Source organism: Curtobacterium sp. MCLR17_051, assembly GCF_003234395.1.
Classification (GTDB): Bacteria; Actinomycetota; Actinomycetes; order Actinomycetales; family Microbacteriaceae; genus Curtobacterium; species Curtobacterium flaccumfaciens.
This window is the reverse complement of the sequence record NZ_QKTA01000003.1, coordinates 46364-65253: the sequence shown is the minus strand read 5'-3', so window position 1 is coordinate 65253 and position 18890 is coordinate 46364. Positions and strand designations below refer to the sequence as shown.

Sequence of the window (18890 nt, the reverse complement as noted above, 5' to 3'; positions counted from 1 at the left end):
CGGTCCTTCAGGTGAGTGGGAGACGGACGGGAGGCACGGGGCGGGCCCGCCACGGGCCTCCTGTCCGGTGGTTGGTTGCGGTCTAGAACCCGGCCTTGCCGGTCACGACGGCGCGGCCGACGACCAGCTTCTGGATCTCGTTGGTGCCCTCTTCGAAGCGCTGCGCGCGTGCGTCGCGGTAGACGCGCTCGATGGCGTTGCGCTTCCAGTAGCCCTGCCCGCCGTGCACCTGCAGGGCCTTGTCGGTGACGCGCGCGAGCATGTCGACGGCGACCATCTTCGAGGCACTGGACAGGGTGCCGGCGTCGGGACGGTCTTCCTCGTAGGCGCGAGCGGCCTCGAGCACCAGGGCGCGTGCTGCGGCGATGTCGGCGTAGTTCTCGGCCAGGTAGAACTGGATCGCCTGGCGGCTGGAGAGCTGCTTGCCGAACGTCTCACGCTTGTTCGCGTACTCGACGGCGAGCTCGTTCGCCCGCTCCGCGAGCCCGACGGCGCTCATCGCGACGGACACCCGGCTCGGCAGCAGGAAGCCGCCGAGCGCGACCTCGAGACCCTGGCCCTCGGCGCCGAGCAGTGCACTCGCCGGGACGGGCACGTCGGTGAAGCGCAGGATCGCGTGGTCGGTGCCGCGGATGCCCATGGTGTCGGAGTCGTCGATCACCTCGGCACCCGGCAGCCCGTTGTTCGGCATGAGGAACGCGACCGTGCCGTCCTGGCCGCTCGTCCCCTCGAGGCGGGCGGCGATGAGCCAGTAGTCGGCCTTGACGCCGAAGGTGATGAGGTGCTTCTCGCCGTTCATCACGTAGGTGTCGCCCTCGCGCCGGACCGTCGTCCGGATGTCCGCTCCGGTGCCCGCGGTGGCCTCGGTCAGGGTGAACGCGACGAGCGTGTCACCGGCGACGGACGGCTTGACGACCTGCTCGATCTGCTCCGGCGTCGCGTAGGGGGCCATCGCGCGCCAGGTGCCGTTGATGACGTGCACGAGCATGCGGATGGAGGCGTGCGAGCGGGAGACGACCTCCATGATCTCGAGGTAGCGCGAGAACGGGATCGCCCGTCCGCCGAGCTCCGTCGGGGCGGCGAGGCTGAGCCACCCGTTCTCCTTGAGCTCCTGGAACAGCTCGGGGGCGACCCGGCCGGTGCGCTCGATCTCGTCCGCCCACTCCTCGCCGGGGCCGCGCACCCACTCGGTGACCTCGGCCTTGAGCTGCTGGAAGGCGGCTTCGTCGAAGCCCGTGCTCGTCTGCTCGACGATCGTCATCGTGTCTCGTTCTCCTTCGTCGCGACGAGCGCGGCCGCCTGCTCGCGCAGGATGTTCTTCTGGACCTTGCCGACCGCGTTGCGCGGCAGCTCGGTGGTGTACTCGAGTCGCTCCGGCCAGTAGTACTTGCTCACGCCGGCCGTGTCGAGGTACTGCTGCATCCCGGCGAAGTCGAGCGGCTCGTCCGCGCGGGCGTTCACCACCCAGGCGCAGGCACGCTCACCGAGTCGCTCGTCCGGCATCGCCACGATCGCGACGTCCGTGACCAGCGGGTGCTGGTACAGCAGGTTCTCGATCTCGACGACGGGGATCTTCTCGCCGCCGCGGTTGATGACGTCCTTCACGCGCCCGGTGATCGACAGGAAGCCCTTCTCGTCGACCTTCGCCAGGTCGCCGGTCCGGTACCAGCCGTCCGCGGTGAACACGTCGTCGGTCAGGTCCGGACGGTCGAGGTAGCCCGCGAACATCGTCGGCGAGTGCAGCTCGAAGTTGCCCTCGGTCCCGGCGGGCAGCTCGATCCCCGCGTCGTCGACGATGCGGATCGCGATGCCCGGCAGCGCCCGGCCGTCGTGGCCGTAGGCGTCGGCGGGGTCGTCGCTCGGGCTGGACAGGGCCCCGAGACACGTCTCGCTCGTCCCGAAGGCGCCGAGGATGGCGCTGCCGAGCACCGTGCTCGCTCGCTGGGCCAGTGCGCGGGGCACCGCGGCGCCCGTCGGCACGAAGATCCGGAGCGACTCGGGCTGCGGAGCACCGGCCTCGACCAGGTCGACGAGGTCGGTCAGGAACGGCGTCGCGCACTGCACGAAGGACGCCCGTGCGACGCCGAACGCCTGCTCGAGTGCGACGCGGCCGTCCCACACCGGCTGGATGACCTGCGGGGCACCGAGCCGGAACGCCAGCAGCATGCCGTACAGGAACCCGGTCTGGTGCGCGAGCGGCGACGGGATGTAGATGCGGTCGGCGCTGGTCAGCCCGGACTGCGCCACGTGCATGGCGGTCGCGAGCCCGAGCGTGCGGTGCGGGTGCTGCACGCCCTTCGGCTCCCCCGTGGTGCCGGAGGTGAAGAGCAGCTGGCAGACGTCGTCCGGCCCGGGAGCGTGCGACGCGATCTCGTCGACGTCGACGTGCACGGCGGCGAGGGCGTTCTCGAAGTAGCGCCAGTGCCAGTCGCTCGCCACGACCCGTTCCAGGGCGTCGGCGGGCAGCGGCGGCTGGTTCGTCGGGGTGTCCCCCTGCCCGCGGGCCTCGGCTCGGAGCACGATGACGTGCTCGAGCGACAGGCGGCGGTCCTGCGCGGCGGCCTCGTCGATGACGTCGAGGAGTTCGAGCGCGGGACGGCGCTTCCGGAACACGTTCGGCAGGAAGACCACGCGGGCCTTCGAACGCGCCAGCGTCATCGTGGTCTCGCGGGGGCCGAACACCGGCATGATCGGGGTCGCGACGGCGCCGATCTGGATCGCACCGAGGGTGATCGACACGAACTCGCGCCAGTTCGGCAGCTGCATCGCGACGGATTCACCCGTGCGCACGCCGAGTTCGAGCAGCAGGGCAGAGACCCGGTCGGCCTCGTCCTGCAGCTCCTTCCACGTGGTGTTCACGGGCGTCGCACCGCCGACCTCGATCACTGCGAGGCCGTCGGGGTCGGTCTGGGCCAGGGCCCGGACCCGCTCGCTCAGGACGAGGGGGTCGGCGTCGACGCCGGCGAGCTCGGGCACGGCGACGGCGGGCTGCGGGGCGGTGGCCTGCGGAGCGGTGGGCTGCGCGGCGGGCTGTGCGGCGGGCTGCGCGACCGGCTGGTCGGCGGGCTCGGGTGCCGCCGACGTCTCGAGGTCCTCGGCTGCCGCGCTGACCGGGGGCGCGCCCAGGTGCGTGCGGACCCCGTCGGCCTCGGCGGCGTCGATCCGGTCGTCCCGCGCCACCTGGGCTGCGAGCCGGTCACCGACGGACATGTCGAGCCCGACGGAGTTCATCGCCTCGAGGAACGTCGGGTAGGAGATCCGGTAGGCACGCGGGTAGGTCAGGCCGGACACCCCGTCGGCACTCGACGCCGCGACCGCGAGGGACATCAGCACGCGGTGGTCGTTGAACGAGGACATCGGCGCTCCGTGCAACCCGGCCGCACCGACACCGGTGACCCGCAGCTCGTCCGCACCCTGCTCGGCACGGCCGCCCATCCGGTTCAGCTGGAGCATCGCCGCGACCCGGTCGGACTCCTTCAGCCGGATGTGCGCCACGTTCCACAGTCGGCTCGTGCCCTCGGCGAAGGTCGCCATCGTCGACAGCACCGGCAGCAGGTCCGGGATCGGACGGCAGTCGACGTCGAGCGGCCGGAGCGGCGACCCGTCGTGCTCGATCCGGACGAAGCCGGTCTCCTCGTCGATCCGCATCGGGACACCCATCGCGGTCGCGAGGTCCAGGAACTCGCTCTCCGGGTGGTCGGTCTCGGCCGTCGTCGTGGCCGTCATGCCCCGCAGCATCACGTTCGACTCGCGGGTGCCGGCCGCCGCGATGCCGAACGCTGCGGAGCCGATGTCGGGCGGGATGACGTAGTCGTGCGGGGTGGCCTGCTGGCCCGCCGGGATCCGGTACTCGAGCCAGTCGTCGGAGACCTCGACCGTCAGGCCGAACTGCCGCATCATCCGCACGGTGAGCTCGACGTAGGGCTGCTCGTTGAGCCGCCCGCCGGTGATGTGGATCCGCGTCTCGTGCTCGGCGAACGGTGCCACCAGCAGCAGCCCGGACACCCACTGCGACAGGGTGCCGGCGATCGTCATGTCACCGCCGCGCGGACGCTTCGGCTGCACGGTGACGGGCGGGCAGTCGTTCGTCGCCTCGAGCTCCACCCCCATCTGCGTCAGCGAGGTGAGGAGCGCCTTGATCGGGCGGCGCTGGAAGTACTTCATGCCCGACAGGGTCATCGGGCGGTCGGCCAGCGAGGCGAGCCCGGTCATGAAGTAGAGCGTGGTGCCCGAGGACCCCATGTTGAGCAGTCCATCGGCACCGCGCGAGCCGTGGTCCACGACATCGGTGGCCTGGTACCGGCCGCCCAGTCCGGTCACGTGGTACGCGTTCCCACGACGCTTGACGTCGACGCCGAGCGCCCGGAGCGTGCCCACGGTCCACTCCACCTGTCGCGTCGCGCTCACCCCGGAGACGACACTCGTCCCCTTCGCGAGCGACGCGAGCACCAGCGCGCGGTGCGCGTGGTACTTCGAGACCGGGATGTCGAGTTCTCCGACGAGCGGGGCGTTCGTCCCGCGCACCACCAACTGCATGCGTACCTCTTCCCTGTAGGAACATTTCAACGGTACGCCCACAGTGGAACTAGTTGCAGGACGATCCGCACGATCGGGACAACGCTTCGTTGTGCGTGTCCGACAAGGACCCGGGCAGGATGGACGGCATGGACATCCGCTTCACCGAGTCCCGCCCGTCAACCATCGGCGTCGAGTGGGAACTCCCCCTGGTCGACCGGGCGACCGGCGACCTCGCTCCCCGCGCCCCCGCCGTCATCGCCGCCGTGCACGAGCGGCTCGGTGACCACGACCGCGTCACCGAGGAGCTGCTGACCAACACGGTCGAGGTCGTCTCGAGCGTCCACGACCGCGTGGGTGCTGCGACGAGCGAGCTGTCCGGCATCATCGGCGAGGTCATCGACGCCGCCGAGCCGCTCGACGCCCAGGTGATGTGCTCGGGCACGCACCCGTTCGCGGTGTGGGACCAGCAGGAGATCACCCCGGACAGCGAGCACTACACGACCCTCATCGACCGCACTCGCTGGTGGGGACGCCAGATGCTCATCTGGGGCGTGCACGTGCACGTCGGCATCGACGACCGCGACAAGGCCGTCCCGATCATGAACGCGATGCTCGCCTACGTCCCGCACCTGCAGGCGTTCACCGCCTCGAGCCCGTTCTGGGGCGGCACCGACACCGGGTACGCCTCGAACCGCGCCCTCATGTTCCAGCAGCTCCCGACCGGCGGGCTCCCGCCGCAGCTCGGCGCCTGGGCGAACTTCGAAGAGGTCGTCGGCGACCTCACACACACCGGCGTCATCGACGGCGTGAAGGACCTGCGCTGGGACATCCGTCCGTCGCCGGGCTGGGGCACCCTCGAGAACCGGGTGTCCGACGGCATCTCGACCCTGCACGAGGTCGGCGCCGTCACCGCGCTCGTCCAGTGCCTGGTCACCGCCTGCTCGGACCGGCTCGACGCCGGTGAGACCCTGCCCACCATGCAGCCGTGGTTCATCCGCGAGAACAAGTGGCGTGCCGCCCGCTACGGCATGGAGGCCGAGATCATCACGAACGTCGCCGGCGACGAGCGGCTCGTGACCGACGAGGTGCACGACCTGGTGCAGCGGCTCGACCCGATCGCCGAGCGGCTCGGCTGCCAGGACGAACTGCACCACCTCGACACGATGATCGAGCGCGGCGCCTCGTACCAGCGGCAGCTGCAGGTCGCGCAGGAGAACGGCGGCGACCTGCGCGAGGTCGTCCGCCACCTGGTGACGGAGTTCCGCGAAGCGCTCTAGCCGCGACCGGCCCGGATCGGGCGTACCTGGTCGAATCGGGCGTACCTGGTCATTCCTTTCGACCAGGGACGCCCGATTCCACTTTCCATCGCGCGTGCGATGGGAAGGAACGTCGCGGCGCGACCACGAACGGACGGGAGGCCCGGTGCCAGCTGGCACCGGGCCTCCCGTCCTGGGGGCATCGGCAGTCCACGGCGAACGCTACAGTTCCCCTGTGGCGGGGGAGGCAGCACAGCGCGGACCGGCGACGGTGATCCGTGCCGGCGCGCTCGTCGACGCCGGTCGACCGGAACAGGCACTCGCCGAGGTCAGGGCGGCCGAGCACGACGAAGGCGAATCGATCGCCGGACAGCGCGTACGCGCCCTGGCGCTGCTCGCGCTCGACCAGCCGGACGCGGCGTGCGAAGCTGCTCGACGAGCGGTCGCTCTCGCGCCGGGTGACAGTACCTCCCTCCGCGTGCTGTCGACCGCCCTGCTCCGCTCTGGGGACCGGATCGGAGCCGTCGAGGCCGCCCGTCGTTCGGTCGCCGCGGACCCGGGATCGTGGCAGGCGCACGCTGCGCGAGTCGATGCCCTCTGGCTCGGCGAGCAGAACCGCTTGGAGGCGATGCGGGCGAGCTTCGAAGCCGTGCGCCTGGCTCCCACCGAACCGTTCGTGCACCGCCAGCACGGCGACCTCCTGCTCGCCGTCGGACGGCAACGGGAAGCGCAGGACGCGTACCGCCGGGGGCTCGCGCTCGCTCCGGAGGACCGAGGGGCACGGCACAACCTGGCGGTGGCACGGCTGCGGCACGGCCACGAGAGCGAGTCCGCGCTGGCCTTCGCGGGCATCCTGTCGACGAACCCGACGGACGCCACAGCACTGCGGAACCTCATGATCGGCGTCGTCAACCCACTCGCCCGCATCAGGGTGGCCCTCGGCGGCGCGGCAGTGATCACCGCCCTCGGCTTCCTGGCGACGATCGACAGCGGGGATCCGGGGATGGAGCGCTGGGCGACCACCTTCCCGCCGGTGACCGCCCTCGCCGTGATCGCCTTCATCGCCCTCCGGTTCACCTCCGAGGCACGGCCTCGCCTCGCCTTCCTCGTCTCGGTCGCTCGACGAGCGGTACCGGGTTGGGGACTCGTGACGCTGGTCCTCGGTGGAGCAACCGCGATCTCGGCGACCGGGCTGTTCCTCCCACCGGTCGCCGCGCTCGTCGCGCAGGGTCTCGTGTTCGTCGGGGTCGTCATCGCGTCCGTCCTGACGAAGCGCATCCTGCGCGCCTTCCCGAGGACCCGCCCAGCGGTGCACGAGGACGACGATGACGACGGGTGACGAGCTCGCCCTCGCGACCGAACTGCGCCTGGCCTGACGCCGCGTCGCGCGACACCACCGAACCGACCGCTCCGAGAGGACTCCCGATGAACGACGACCCGGTCCACGACGACCCGGTGATCGGCGCGCTCCGACGCGCGGTCGACAGCGCACCCCACGACGTCGCACTGCGTGTCCACCTCGGTCGTCTGCTCCTCGAAGCCGGACGTCCGGCTGAGGCGACCGCCGAAGCGGCAGCCGCACTCGCCATCGCGCCGACCGACGCCGCGGCGGGCGCGCTCATGCTGGCGGTGCTGCGCCCGGGTGCCGCCACGGCACTCCCCGCGGACGCGCCGACCGACGCTCCCGCCGCTGGTGCGCCGTCCGACTTCGACTGGCACGCCGCGGAACAGCAGGTCGAGCACATCGTCGAACCGTCCTTCGTCGAGGACTCGGCTCCCGACCCGGACCTGCCGTCGGCGTTCTCGGTCGAGCCGTCGGAGGTCCGGTTTGCGGACGTGGGCGGGATGGAGGCCGTCAAGCAGCGGCTCACCGTCGCGTTCCTCGCCCCGCTCGCGAACCCCGAGCTCCGGGCGTTGTACGGCAAGAGCCTCCGCGGCGGTCTGCTGCTGTACGGCCCTCCGGGGTGCGGGAAGACGTTCATCGCCCGGGCTGTCGCCGGCGAGCTCGGCGCACGCTTCATGAGCGTCTCCATCACCGACGTCCTCGACCCCTACCTCGGCGCGAGCGAGCAGAACATCAGGGCGGTCTTCGAGGCCGCACGCGCCGCGGCTCCATGCGTGGTGTTCTTCGACGAGGTCGACGCGCTCGGCCAGCGACGGAGCCAGACCCGCAGCTCGCACGTGCGCGGGATGGTGAACCAGCTGCTCACCGAACTCGACGGCGTCGACGGCGGGAACGAGGGCGTGTTCGTGCTGGCTGCGACGAACCAGCCGTGGGACGTCGACCCCGCGCTCCGTCGTCCGGGTCGGCTGGACCGGACGGTGCTCGTCCTGCCGCCGGACGCCCCGGCACGCGAAGCGATCTTCCGCGGGCACCTCCGCGACCGACCGGTCGAGGGCATCGACCCCGCAGCGCTCGCCAAGCGGACCGAGGGCTTCTCCGGTGCGGACATCGCCAACGTGTGCGAGGTCGCCGCCGAGCACGCACTCATGGACAGCATCACGACGGGCACTGCACGGCTCATCGGGATGCCGGATCTGCTCGCCGCCCTGAGTGAGGTCCGGCCCTCGACGAGCGCCTGGCTCGAGACGGCGCGGAGCGTCGTCCTGTTCGGCGAGGACGACGGGACGTACGCCGACCTGCGGGCGTACCTCAAGAAGTCCAAGCGCTGAGAGACGGACGGGAGGCCCGGTGCCAGCTGGCACCGGGCCTCCCGTCCGTCAGGTGGTCGCGATCGCGAGCCGCGTCAGCGACCCAGGAACTTCTGCAGCGACGCGAGCTCTTCCTCGGTCGGTGCCTTGCCGCCCTTGGCGCCGCCGAGGCCGAGGCCGGACCCCTGCGGGGCCTGCTGCGGCGCAGCCGCCGCGCCGGCCGCGAGGGCTGCGCGCTTGGCGGGGTTGCCCACCTTCGACTTCTTCTTGCCGCCCTGCTGCTTCTTGCCGCCGTGCATGCCCGGGATCGGACCCATGCCCGGCATCTGCGGCACACCACCGCGGGCGACGGTCTTCATCATCTTGGCGGCCTGCTCGAAGCGGTTGACCAGCGCGTTGACCTCGGTGACCGTCGATCCGGCACCGCGCGCGATGCGCAGACGGCGCGAACCGTTCAGGAGCTTCGGGAGCTCGCGCTCCTGGGGCGTCATCGACTGGATGATCGCCTCGGTGCGGACGATCTCGCGCTCGTCGAAGTTGTCGAGCGCCTCGCGCATGCCCTTCGCTCCCGGGAGCATGCCGAGCATGCCCTTGATGGAGCCGGCCTTGCGGAGCTGCTGCATCTGCTGCAGGAAGTCGTTCAGCGTGAAGTTGTCGGTCGCGATCTTGTCCGCGACCTTGCGCGCCTCTTCCTCGTCGAAGGCGCCCTGCGCCTGCTCGATGAGGGACAGGATGTCGCCGAGGTCGAGGATGCGGCTCGCCATGCGGTCCGGGTGGAACGGCTCGAAGTCGTCGAGCGACTCACCCGTCGACGCGAACATGATCGGACGGCCGGTCACACTGGCCACCGACAGGGCGGCACCACCGCGGGCGTCACCGTCGAGCTTCGAGAGCACGACACCGGTGAAGTCGACGCCTTCCTGGAACGCACGGGCCGTGTTGACGGCGTCCTGACCGATCATCGCGTCGATGACGAACAGGACCTCGTCCGGGTCGACGGCCTTGCGGATGTTCGCGGCCTGCTTCATCAGCTCGGCATCGACACCGAGTCGACCGGCGGTGTCGACGATGACGGTGTCGTACTGCTGGTCGATCGCGGCCTTGATGGCGTTCTTGGCGACCTTGACCGGGTCGCCGACACCGTTGCCGGGCTCGGGCGCGAAGACGTGCACGCCGGCCTGTTCGCCGACGACCTGCAGCTGCTGCACGGCGTTCGGACGCTGGAGGTCCGCCGCGACGAGCATCGGGGTGTGGCCGTCCTTCTTGAGCCACTTGCCGAGCTTGCCCGCGAGGGTGGTCTTACCGGCACCCTGCAGACCCGCGAGCATGATGACCGTCGGCGGCTTCTTCGCGAACTCGAGCCGTCGCTGCTGCCCGCCCAGGATGCCGACGAGTTCCTCGTTGACGATCTGGACGACCTGCTGCGCCGGGTTGAGCGCGCGGTTGACCTCGTCGGAGAGGGCACGCTCGCGCACCGATGCGGTGAACGCCTTGACGACCTCGAGCGCGACGTCGGCGTCGAGGAGCGCCCGCCGGATCTCGCGGACGGTGCCGTCGACGTCGGACGGAGTCAGCCGACCCTTGCTCCGCAGATTGCGGAAGGTCTCGGTCAGCCGATCGGAGAGTGAACCGAATTGCGCCATGATCCGTCGATTCTACAAGGCTCCCGCCGACGGCACCGGCCCGTTCACCGCAGGAGGACACCCTCGGTCAGTCCGACCGGTGCGTCGAGCCCCACGTCGATGACCACCGGCGCGCTCGACGGACTCCGGTCGCCGGTCGGGAACCAGCGCCGGTCGGGCGACACCAGGATCACGAGACCGTCCACGTCACCGACCGCCGCGAAGGACTCCCCCGGCGGGTTGGCGTACGGCTCGAGACCGGCGCGTCGCAGGGCCTCGACAGCGCCGAGGACGTCGGGGACGGGGACGCCGACCTCGCTGACGGAGACGAGCGGGACGACGGCGCCGGTGCCGGTGCCGGAACCGTCGCCGGCGCGCCGGGTGCCCGACTCCAGGTCCCGCCGCTCGATGAGCTCGAGGAGCTGCTGGTCGGGCCCCTCGAAGTAGACCGACCGCGAGTTCCAGTTCGGCGGCCCCTCGAACTCGTCCTGGTCGTCCGTGCCGAGCACCGTCGTCAGTCCGGCGATCCAGGCCTTGGCCGCGTCGAACGTCCCCGTGGGGATGGTCATCGCCAGGTGCAGGGCTCCGGTCATCTCGGGCAGTTCGCGGAACACGAGGAGCGACGACCCCACCACGATGCGCACCGTGGCGTCGACGATCTCGACCGGACACCCCAGTCGTTCGTAGAACCGGGCGGTGTCGGCGAGCGATCGGGTGGCGAGCTGTACCTGTCGGATGTCCATGTCCTCATCGGACCATCTCAACCATTGTTGACGTCAAGCACCCGGTTGTTGGACGCCGTCCAGAAACTGTCGTACGCTCGCCGCATGCCGGAACTCGAGATCGTCCGCCACCACGGCCTGCTCGACTACGCGGACGGCCTCGCCCTGCAGCGGGACCTGCACGCCGACGTCGTCGCCGGCCGTTCCCCCGGGGCCCTCGTCCTCTGCGAGCACCGGTCCGTGTACACCGCCGGACGCCGCACCGAACCGTCCGACCTGCCGACGAACGGCGCCCCGGTCGTCGACACCGACCGTGGTGGACGCATCACCTGGCACGGGCCGGGGCAACTGGTCGCATATCCGATCGTCCGGCTCGCCGAATCCCTCGACGTCGTCGCCTGGGTGCGCGACCTGGAGCAGGTCGTCATCGACGCCGCGGCCGCAGTCGGGGTGCACGCCGAACGGGTCGCGGGTCGCAGCGGCGCCTGGGTGCCGGGCACGGACGGGTCCCCCGCCGCCAAGGTCGGCGCGATCGGCCTGCACGTCGCCGAGGGCGTGACGAGCCACGGCATCGCGATCAACTGCGACAACGCCCTCGACGCCTACGCCGCGATCGTCCCGTGCGGCATCGCGGACGCCGGGGTCACGACGCTGAGCGCCGCGGCGGCGCACGTGGGGCTCGCTCCCGTGACCGTCGACGACCTCGCACCCCTGGTCGCGCACGGCGTCCAACAGGCCGTCGACGGCATGCACAGCGGCCACCGGATCAGCACGACGACCCCCAGCACCAGCACCAGCACCAGCACCAGCACCGCGTCCGCCCGACAGGAGACTCTCGTATGACCCTCGCCCCCGAAGGCCGCCGCATGCTCCGGGTCGAGGCCCGGAACGCCGAGACCCCGATCGAGACGAAGCCCGCGTGGATCAAGACCCGTGCCACGCAGGGTCCGGAGTTCCGCGAGCTGTCGAGCCTGGTGCGCGACAAGCAGCTGCACACCGTCTGCCAGGAGGCCGGCTGCCCGAACATCTTCGAGTGCTGGGAAGACCGCGAGGCCACCTTCCTGATCGGCGGCTCGCAGTGCACCCGTCGCTGCGACTTCTGCCAGATCGACACCGGCAAGCCGGAACCGCTCGACCGCGACGAGCCCCGCCGGGTCGCGGACTCCGTGGCGGAGATGGGGCTGCGGTACGCGACCGTGACCGGCGTCGCCCGCGACGACCTGCCCGACGGCGGCTCCTGGCTCTACGCCGAGACCATCCGGGCGATCCACGAACACTCCCCCGGCACCGGCGTCGAGATCCTGGTGCCGGACTTCAACGGGCGACCGGACCAGCTCGGCCCGGTGTTCGACGCCCGCCCCGAGGTCTTCGCCCACAACGTCGAGACCGTCCCGCGGATCTTCAAGCGGATCCGGCCAGCGTTCACGTTCGAACGCTCCCTCGACGTCATCACCCAGGGCCGCGACGCCGGACTGGTCACGAAGTCGAACCTGATCCTCGGCATGGGCGAAGAGCGCATCGAGATCGAGGACGCCCTGCAGCGCCTGTTCGACGCGGGCACGGACATCATCACGCTGACGCAGTACCTCCGCCCGTCGCCCCGGCACCTGCCGGTCGCGCGCTGGGTCAAGCCGGAGGAGTTCGTCGAGCTCCGCCAGGTCGCCGAGCAGATGGGCTTCGCCGGAGTGCTCGCCGGACCGCTGGTCCGGTCGTCGTACCGGGCGGGCCGGCTGTGGGCACGGGCGACGGTGGCCCGCGGCGGCTCGGTTCCCGAGCACCTGGCCCACCTGCTCGACGCGACCCCTGGTCGCCAGGCCGTCTGACGCTCCGGACGACACCCGGACAGACGGGAGGCGCGGTGCCAGCTGGCACCGCGCCTCCTGTCCGTCAGGTGGTGATGACTACTTCGCGTCGGCCTCGACCGACTCCTTCGGCTGGCCGGTCGGGGTGAGCCCGCGCTCCTGGCGGCGCTTCGAGACCACCAGCGACGCGGTCGTGGCGACGGCGATCGTCAGCGCGATGAAGCCCAGCGAGAACCAGATCGGGATCTCCGGCGCCCACTCGATGTGCTCGCCACCGTTGATGAAGGGCAGCTCGTTGACGTGCATGGCGTGGAAGACGAGCTTCACACCGATGAACGCCAGGATGACGGCCAGACCCTGACCCAGGTAGATGAGGCGCTCGAGCAGCCCGGCGATCAGGAAGTACAGCTGCCGGAGGCCGAGCAGCGAGAACGCGTTCGCCGTGAACACGATGAAGGCGTCCTGCGTCAGCCCGAAGATCGCGGGGATCGAGTCGAGCGCGAACAGCACGTCGGTCAGGCCGATGGCGACCATGACGAGCAGCATCGGGGTGAACAGCCGCTTGCCGTCGACGCGGGTGGTCAGGCGGTCGCCGTCGTAGTGGTCCGAGGTCGGGATGATGCGCTTGAGGATCCGGATGAGCCGGGATTCGCCCTCGCTGCCGTGGTCGTTGCCGCTGCGGGCCTGCGACCAGGCGAGCCAGAACAGCAGCGCACCGAACAGGTAGAAAACCCACGAGAAGTTCTCGATGATCGTGACGCCGAGGGCGATGAAGACACCGCGGGCGACGAGCGCGATCGCGACGCCGACCAGCAGGACCTTCTGCTGGAACTCCTTCGGCACGGCGAAGCTCGACATGATGATGAGGAAGACGAAGAGGTTGTCGACCGACAACGCCTTCTCGGTCAGCCAGCCGGCGAAGTACTCGCCACCGGCCTGCCCGCCGCCGAACACCAGGATCCCGATGCCGAACAGGATCGCCAGCCCGATGTAGAAGGCCGACCAGAACGCGGATTCGCGGATGTGGGGCACGTGCGGCGTGCGGACGTGCGAGTAGAAGTCGAACACCAGCAGCGCGAGGATGCCGGCGATCGTGATGAGCCAGACGAAGAGTGGGACGTCCACGGTTTCCTTCAGGTAGGGCGCGCCGCTGATGTGTGGGTACGCCGAGGCCTGAAGGTCTCTTCCGTCGTCCCGCACCGGAACCGGTGCCGCACGACCGGCGCCCCGGGGCCGGATCGTTCCGGACCGTACTGACGGGGTCACCGAGAGGGAATACTCCCCTTCGTGGTCCCGAGCATACCGGGCACAGCGGACATGTGCCGCGCTCTAAGCTGGGAGCATGGCGAGTTCTTGGTCACTGTCCACACGGCTGCGCGGCCTCTTCCAGCGCAAGACGATCGACGAGACCACGTGGGAGGACCTCGAGACCGCCCTCATCGGCGCCGACTTCGGGCCCGACATCTCCGAGGAGATCATCGAGGACCTGCACGCCCGCGTCGACCGGTACGGCACGACCGACCCCGCCGACCTGCAGCGCATGCTCCGCGAGGTCCTGGAGGAACGGCTCTCGAAGCTCGACACCACCCTGAAGCTCAGCGCGCGGCCCGCCGTGGTGCTCGTCGTCGGGGTGAACGGCGTCGGCAAGACCACGACGATCGGCAAGTTCGCCAAGTTCCTGAAGACCTACGACCGCACGGTCCTCGTCGGCGCGGCGGACACGTTCCGCGCCGCGGCGGTCGAGCAGGTCGCCACCTGGGCCCAGCGCGCCGGGGTCGACGTCGTCCGTCCGTCGCAGCCCGGGCAGGACCCGGCATCGGTGGCGTACCAGACCGTCGAGAAGGCGATCCGCGACCAGACCGAGATCGTCGTCATCGACACGGCCGGGCGGCTGCACACCAAGGCCGGCCTGATGGACGAACTCACCAAGATCAAGCGCGTGGTCGAGAAGCAGACCGAGATCAGCGAGGTCCTGCTCGTCCTCGACGCGACGACGGGCCAGAACGGCCTCGCACAGGCTCAGGCCTTCATCGAGGGTGCCGGTGTGACCGGCCTCGTCATCACGAAGCTCGACGGCTCGGCCAAGGCCGGGTTCGTGCTGAGCGTGCAGGAGAAGACCGGCATCCCGATCAAGCTCATCGGGCAGGGCGAGGGCATCAACGACCTCACGGGCTTCACCCCGCACGTGTTCGTGCAGAACCTCGTCGGCTGAGCGAAGGCGGCCACGTCGGCTGAGCGAACGCGTCGGCACGCCGAGGAGTAGCGTCCCTGACGGTCCGGGCATCTGCTCGGTCTCGTTCCAGGGATAGGAGACCCTCATGCCCGCACTGCTGATCATCGCGATCATCGTCGGCCTCGTCCTGCTCTTCAGCGGCATCTTCGTCGGTGCGCTGAAGTTCCTGCTCTGGGTGGGCATCGTGCTCATCCTGCTGGCGGTCATCGGCTGGCTGCTCCGGACGATCCGCGGTCGCGCGTAGCGACCCGGCGTCCTGTCCGGACGCACCTGACGCAACAGGAGGCGCGGTGCCAGCTGGCACCGCGCCTCCCGTCTGTCGTGGTCGCGACCAGGGCGCCTAGGCGACCGCGTCCGCCGGCTCGCGCTTCTGCACCCGCTGGCCGACGACGGCCGAGACGCCGTCCTGCCGCATCGACACCCCGTAGAGGGCGTCGGCGATCTCCATCGTGCGCTTCTGATGCGTGATGACGATGAGCTGGGACGACTCGCGGAGCCGCTCGAACACGGTCAGCAGGCGGCCGAGGTTGGCGTCGTCGAGTGCCGCCTCGACCTCGTCCATGATGTAGAACGGCGACGGTCGCGCGGTGAAGATCGCGACGAGGAGCGCCACCGCCGCCAGGGACCGCTCGCCGCCGGACAGCAGGGTCAGGCGGTCGATCTTCTTGCCGGCGGGCTTCACCTGCACGTCGATCCCGGTGCCGAGCAGGTCGGTCGGGTCGGTCAGGTTGATCGACCCCGAGCCGCCCGGGAACAGGATCGGGAAGATGACGTCGAACGCTTCCTTCGTGTCGTTGAACGCGGACTCGAAGATCGTCTGCATCTTCGTGTCGAGCTCGTCGATGATCGTCAGCAGGTCCGTCCGGGTCTTCTGCAGGTCCTCGAGCTGCTCGGCGAGGAACGCGTGCCGCTGCTCGAGCGCCTGGAACTCCTCGAGCGCGAGCGGGTTCACCTTGCCGAGCTGCCCGAGGTCGCGCTCGGCGGCCTTGAGTCGGCGCTCCTGCTCGGCACGGATGTAGGGCACGGTCTCGACGTCGGCGGGGTCGACCTCGTCGGTGGTGTCGAACTCGGGCAGGGCGGGGCCGCCGGGCAGCGTGGACTCCGCGTCGACGAGGGCCAGGTCGTCGGTTTCGGGGCCCGCGTCTGCCGCAGCTTCCTCCGGTTCGGTCACGCCCGCGGCTTCGGCCGCGGCGGCCGCCGCGGCGCGCTCCGCCTCGCGGTGCTTCCGCGCGCGCACCCGCGGGTCCACGAGCACGTCGACGGGCACTGGGATGTGCGGCCCGTACTCTGCCACCAGCACGGCCTCGGTCAGCCCGAGCTCGCTCTGCGCCCGGTCGAGGACACCGGACACGTGCAGCTTCTTCTCGTAGATCTCCATCTCGAGCGAGTGCACGCCGTCGGTGATGGTCTGCAGGCGGTCGCGGAGTTCGCGCTCCTCGTTGCGGATCGTCTGCAGCTCGGTGTTGCGCTTCGACCGCTCGGCTTCCTCCGTCGCCAGCTGCACCCGCGCTTCGGCCAGCGAACGGTCGACCGCACCGAGCACCCCGGGCAGGTCGGCGAGCACGGCTTCCGCGGTCCGGATCTGGCCGCGTCGGATGACGGCGAGCCGGGCGGCCTCCTCGGCGGCGGCGCGCTCCGCCTCGAGCTGGCGTTCGAGCTGGTCGGCGCGGTTCCGTTCGGCGCGCACCCGCTCGCGCACGGTCTCGACCTGGATCCGCTGCTCGACCTCGGCGGCACGTGCGGCTTCGAGCGCGTCCTGCAGCGCGGGACGCTCGGACGCGTCGACCACGGGACGCTCCTGCTCGGTGAAGGCCCGGTGCGCCGACTCGGCCTCGGCCAGCACCGCCTCGGCGGTCTCGACGGCGCCGTCGGTCTCGGCCAGCGCGGCACGCAGCCGTTCGACCTCGGCCGCGGCGTTCTCCGCCTTCGCCCGCGTCGACGCACTCGTGCGGTCGTACTCGGCCTTCGCCCGCGTGTACGCGCGGGAAGCTGCGTCGGCCTCGTCCGCACGGCGGCGTGCGTCCTCGACGGCACTGCGTGCGGCCTGGAGGCCCGTGGCCGCGTCCTCGGCGTCGGTCGCGATCCCGTCGCGGCGCGTCACGGCGTCGTCGCGCTCCGCGACGAGCTCGATGCGCGAGGTCACGCGCTCCCCGCCGCCGGTCACGCGGACCGCACGGACGAGGTCGCCGGACCGCGTGACCACCGTGGCGTGCGGGGCGGCGGTGAGCACCGCCTCCAGGTCGAGGTCGTCGGTCTCCGCGACCAGCGTGTCGCGCAGGATCGACGCGAGTGCCGGCGGTCCCTGCACCAGGTCCGTGGCACGGCGGACGCCGGCCGGCAGGGTCTCGGGCAGGGCGGTGGTGACGGACGCGGCGTCCGCGACGACGACGTCGATCCGGCCGAGGTCAGCAGCGCGGGCGTGGTCGACGGCGTCGAGCGCTGCACCGCGATCGTCGGCGAGGACGGCGTCGGCGAGTCCCTCGAGCGCGGTGGCGATCGCGGCCTCGAACCCGGGCGAGACCGTCAGGCTGTCGGCCAGGCGACCGACGATGCCCGCGCGACCGGCGTCGATCAGGGCCTGCGAACCGTCGCGGACCTCGATCGACATGCCGAGTGCGGAGACCCGGGCGTCGAGGGCGTCCCGCTCGCGTTCGAGGGTGTGGAGGCGGTCGCGCTGCTCGTCGCGCGTGGTCTGGGCCCGTTCGAGCTCGGCGCGCGCCTGCTCCAGGGTCTGCGCCAGCGCGGACTCGTCGACGCCCTCGGACGGGTCGACACCGAGTTCGGCGAGGGCCGCCGCGGCACGCTCGGCACGCTCCCCGGCCTCGGCCAGAGCCCGTTCCCGCCGCTCGCGGTCGGCGACGGCGGAACCGCGCTTCGACCGGGCGACGTCGACGGCACTGGCGAGCCGCTGCGCCTCGAGGTCGTGCTGGGAGACCCGGGCTGCCTGGGCGGCGATGCGTTCGTCGAGGGCGTCCAGCGCGGCGCGGGCGTCCTGCACCGCGCGGGCGGTCGTCGCCGAGCCGCCCTGCATCTCGTCGGCGCGGGCGGCGAGGCGGTCGGCCTCGGCACGGACCCCGGCGACCTGCTCCTGGGTGACGGTCGGGCCCTGCTGCGGGGCGTCGGCCTGCTGCGCGAGGAACATCAGGCGCTGGTTCGCCAGGCTCGACAGGCCGCGGAGGCGCTCCTGCACGCTCTCGAGCCGGTGCACGACGGTGCGGGCACGGTCGACGTCGTCGCCGACCATGCTCTGCTCGACGTGCTGCTGGCGCACCCGGGTCTGGTCGAGCCGCTCGGTCAGGACGATGCGCTCGGACTTGCGGCCCGCCTCGACCTCCTGGTGGTCGTGCAGCTCGCGGCGCAGGCGCACCACGTCGTCGGCCAGGATGCGGGCCTTGGCGTCGCGGAAGACCGCGGCGACCGACTGGGCCTTGCGCGCGACCTCGGCCTGCCGCCCGAGGGGCTTCAGCTGCCGCCGGATCTCACCGGCCAGGTCGGACAGGCGGGTCAGGTTCGTCTGCATCGCGTCGAGCTTGCGGAGGGTCTTCTCCTTGCGGCGACGGTGCTTCAGGATCCCCGCGGCCTCCTCGATGAAGCCGCGGCGGTCCTCCGGGGTGGCGTGCAGCACCTTGTCGAGCTGCCCCTGCCCGACGATCACGTGCATCTCACGGCCGAGGCCGGTGTCGCTCAGCAGCTCCTGCACGTCGAGCAGCCGGCAGTTCTCGCCGTTGATGGCGTACTCGCTGCCACCGTTGCGGAACAGCGTGCGCGCGATCGTCACCTCGGAGTACTCGATCGGCAGCAGGCCGTCGCTGTTGTCGATGGTCAGCAGCACCTGGGCACGACCGAGCGGACCGCGGGTCGAGGTGCCGGCGAAGATGACGTCCTCCATCTTGCCGCCGCGCAGGGTCTTCGCCCCCTGCTCCCCCATCACCCAGGCCAGGGCGTCCACCACGTTCGACTTGCCGGAGCCGTTCGGGCCGACGATGCACGTCACGCCCGGCTCGAACGCGAACGTCGTCGGCTGCGCGAAGGACTTGAACCCCTTGATGGTCAGGCTCTTCAAGTACATGCGGTCTCCGGATGCT

General features: G+C 70.9%; 13 protein-coding genes. 7 read left to right on the top strand and 6 right to left on the bottom strand.

Going from position 1 to position 18890, the window contains the following annotated elements; genetic code table 11:
* Positions 1 to 82 precede the first annotated feature (82 nt).
* Together DEJ06_RS04590 and aroA are read right to left on the bottom strand one after the other, a co-directional pair.
* Positions 83 to 1261: an acyl-CoA dehydrogenase family protein gene (locus tag DEJ06_RS04590; RefSeq protein ID WP_111038556.1), complete on the bottom strand. Its 1179-nt coding sequence runs from the start codon at positions 1259 to 1261 to the stop codon at positions 83 to 85.
* Positions 1258 to 4536, bottom strand: coding sequence for a 3-phosphoshikimate 1-carboxyvinyltransferase (gene aroA, locus DEJ06_RS04585; RefSeq protein WP_111038555.1), 3279 nt, complete (start codon positions 4534 to 4536; stop codon positions 1258 to 1260). Before aroA ends, DEJ06_RS04590 begins: the two co-directional genes overlap by 4 nt.
* A 119-nt stretch (positions 4537 to 4655) precedes the next feature.
* Here aroA and DEJ06_RS04580 point away from each other — a divergent pair, with 119 nt between their 5' ends.
* The 3 genes from DEJ06_RS04580 to DEJ06_RS04570 all read left to right on the top strand — a co-directional run bounded on the left by DEJ06_RS04580 (position 4656) and on the right by DEJ06_RS04570 (position 8447).
* A complete protein-coding gene (locus DEJ06_RS04580) occupies positions 4656 to 5795 on the top strand; it encodes a glutamate--cysteine ligase (RefSeq protein ID WP_181436868.1) in 1140 nt (379 codons plus the stop codon).
* 214 nt (positions 5796 to 6009) lie between these two features.
* Complete coding sequence (locus DEJ06_RS04575) at positions 6010 to 7113, top strand: tetratricopeptide repeat protein (protein ID WP_146245787.1); 1104 nt, start codon at positions 6010 to 6012, stop codon at positions 7111 to 7113.
* 86 nt (positions 7114 to 7199) lie between these two features.
* Positions 7200 to 8447 carry a 26S protease regulatory subunit gene (locus DEJ06_RS04570; RefSeq protein WP_111038553.1) on the top strand — a complete coding sequence of 416 codons (1248 nt, stop codon included), beginning with the start codon at positions 7200 to 7202 and terminating at the stop codon, positions 8445 to 8447.
* 74 nt (positions 8448 to 8521) lie between these two features.
* On the opposite strand, the gene ffh is transcribed toward DEJ06_RS04570, so the two are convergent.
* On the bottom strand, positions 8522 to 10069 hold the full coding sequence (gene ffh, locus DEJ06_RS04565) for a signal recognition particle protein (protein ID WP_111038552.1): 1548 nt from the start codon (positions 10067 to 10069) through the stop codon (positions 8522 to 8524).
* 44 nt (positions 10070 to 10113) lie between these two features.
* Entirely contained in the window at positions 10114 to 10791 is a 678-nt protein-coding gene (locus DEJ06_RS04560) for a VOC family protein (protein WP_111038551.1), read from the bottom strand.
* A gap of 84 nt (positions 10792 to 10875) precedes the next feature.
* Between DEJ06_RS04560 and lipB the strand changes: the two genes are divergently transcribed.
* Together lipB and lipA are read left to right on the top strand one after the other, a co-directional pair.
* Complete coding sequence (gene lipB / locus DEJ06_RS04555; protein WP_111038631.1) at positions 10876 to 11613, top strand: lipoyl(octanoyl) transferase LipB; 738 nt, start codon at positions 10876 to 10878, stop codon at positions 11611 to 11613.
* Positions 11610 to 12593 carry a lipoyl synthase gene (lipA, locus tag DEJ06_RS04550; protein WP_111029146.1) on the top strand — a complete coding sequence of 328 codons (984 nt, stop codon included), beginning with the start codon at positions 11610 to 11612 and terminating at the stop codon, positions 12591 to 12593. Before lipB ends, lipA begins: the two co-directional genes overlap by 4 nt.
* A gap of 78 nt (positions 12594 to 12671) precedes the next feature.
* Here lipA and DEJ06_RS04545 read toward each other — a convergent pair whose 3' ends face one another.
* Positions 12672 to 13697, bottom strand: a complete 1026-nt coding sequence (locus DEJ06_RS04545; protein ID WP_110859106.1) for a TerC family protein — start codon at positions 13695 to 13697, stop codon at positions 12672 to 12674.
* A 217-nt stretch (positions 13698 to 13914) separates the two neighbouring features.
* On the opposite strand from DEJ06_RS04545, the gene ftsY reads away from it, so the two are divergent.
* Positions 13915 to 14784 (top strand): signal recognition particle-docking protein FtsY, encoded by an 870-nt coding sequence (gene ftsY, locus DEJ06_RS04540; RefSeq protein ID WP_017888268.1) that lies wholly within the window; start codon positions 13915 to 13917, stop codon positions 14782 to 14784.
* Positions 14785 to 14890: 106 nt separating this feature from the next.
* Positions 14891 to 15049 carry a hypothetical protein gene (locus DEJ06_RS18190; protein ID WP_171907827.1) on the top strand — a complete coding sequence of 53 codons (159 nt, stop codon included), beginning with the start codon at positions 14891 to 14893 and terminating at the stop codon, positions 15047 to 15049.
* 96 nt (positions 15050 to 15145) lie between these two features.
* Here DEJ06_RS18190 and DEJ06_RS04535 read toward each other — a convergent pair whose 3' ends face one another.
* Entirely contained in the window at positions 15146 to 18874 is a 3729-nt protein-coding gene (locus DEJ06_RS04535; RefSeq protein ID WP_111038550.1) for an AAA family ATPase, read from the bottom strand.
* Positions 18875 to 18890: the final 16 nt, after the last annotated feature.

Excerpts from the sequence above, each read along its gene's own strand:
- DEJ06_RS04590 (WP_111038556.1), bottom strand. The coding sequence starts at position 1,261 with ATGACGATCGTCGAGCAGACGAGCACGGGCTTCGACGAAGCCGCCTTC.
- aroA (WP_111038555.1), bottom strand. The coding sequence starts at position 4,536 with ATGCAGTTGGTGGTGCGCGGGACGAACGCCCCGCTCGTCGGAGAACTC.
- DEJ06_RS04580 (WP_181436868.1), top strand. The coding sequence starts at position 4,656 with ATGGACGGCATGGACATCCGCTTCACCGAGTCCCGCCCGTCAACCATC.
- DEJ06_RS04570 (WP_111038553.1), top strand. The coding sequence starts at position 7,200 with ATGAACGACGACCCGGTCCACGACGACCCGGTGATCGGCGCGCTCCGA.
- ffh (WP_111038552.1), bottom strand. The coding sequence starts at position 10,069 with ATGGCGCAATTCGGTTCACTCTCCGATCGGCTGACCGAGACCTTCCGC.
- DEJ06_RS04560 (WP_111038551.1), bottom strand. The coding sequence starts at position 10,791 with ATGGACATCCGACAGGTACAGCTCGCCACCCGATCGCTCGCCGACACC.
- lipB (WP_111038631.1), top strand. The coding sequence starts at position 10,876 with ATGCCGGAACTCGAGATCGTCCGCCACCACGGCCTGCTCGACTACGCG.
- lipA (WP_111029146.1), top strand. The coding sequence starts at position 11,610 with ATGACCCTCGCCCCCGAAGGCCGCCGCATGCTCCGGGTCGAGGCCCGG.
- ftsY (WP_017888268.1), top strand. The coding sequence starts at position 13,915 with ATGGCGAGTTCTTGGTCACTGTCCACACGGCTGCGCGGCCTCTTCCAG.
- DEJ06_RS18190 (WP_171907827.1), top strand. The coding sequence starts at position 14,891 with ATGCCCGCACTGCTGATCATCGCGATCATCGTCGGCCTCGTCCTGCTC.
- DEJ06_RS04535 (WP_111038550.1), bottom strand. The coding sequence starts at position 18,874 with ATGTACTTGAAGAGCCTGACCATCAAGGGGTTCAAGTCCTTCGCGCAG.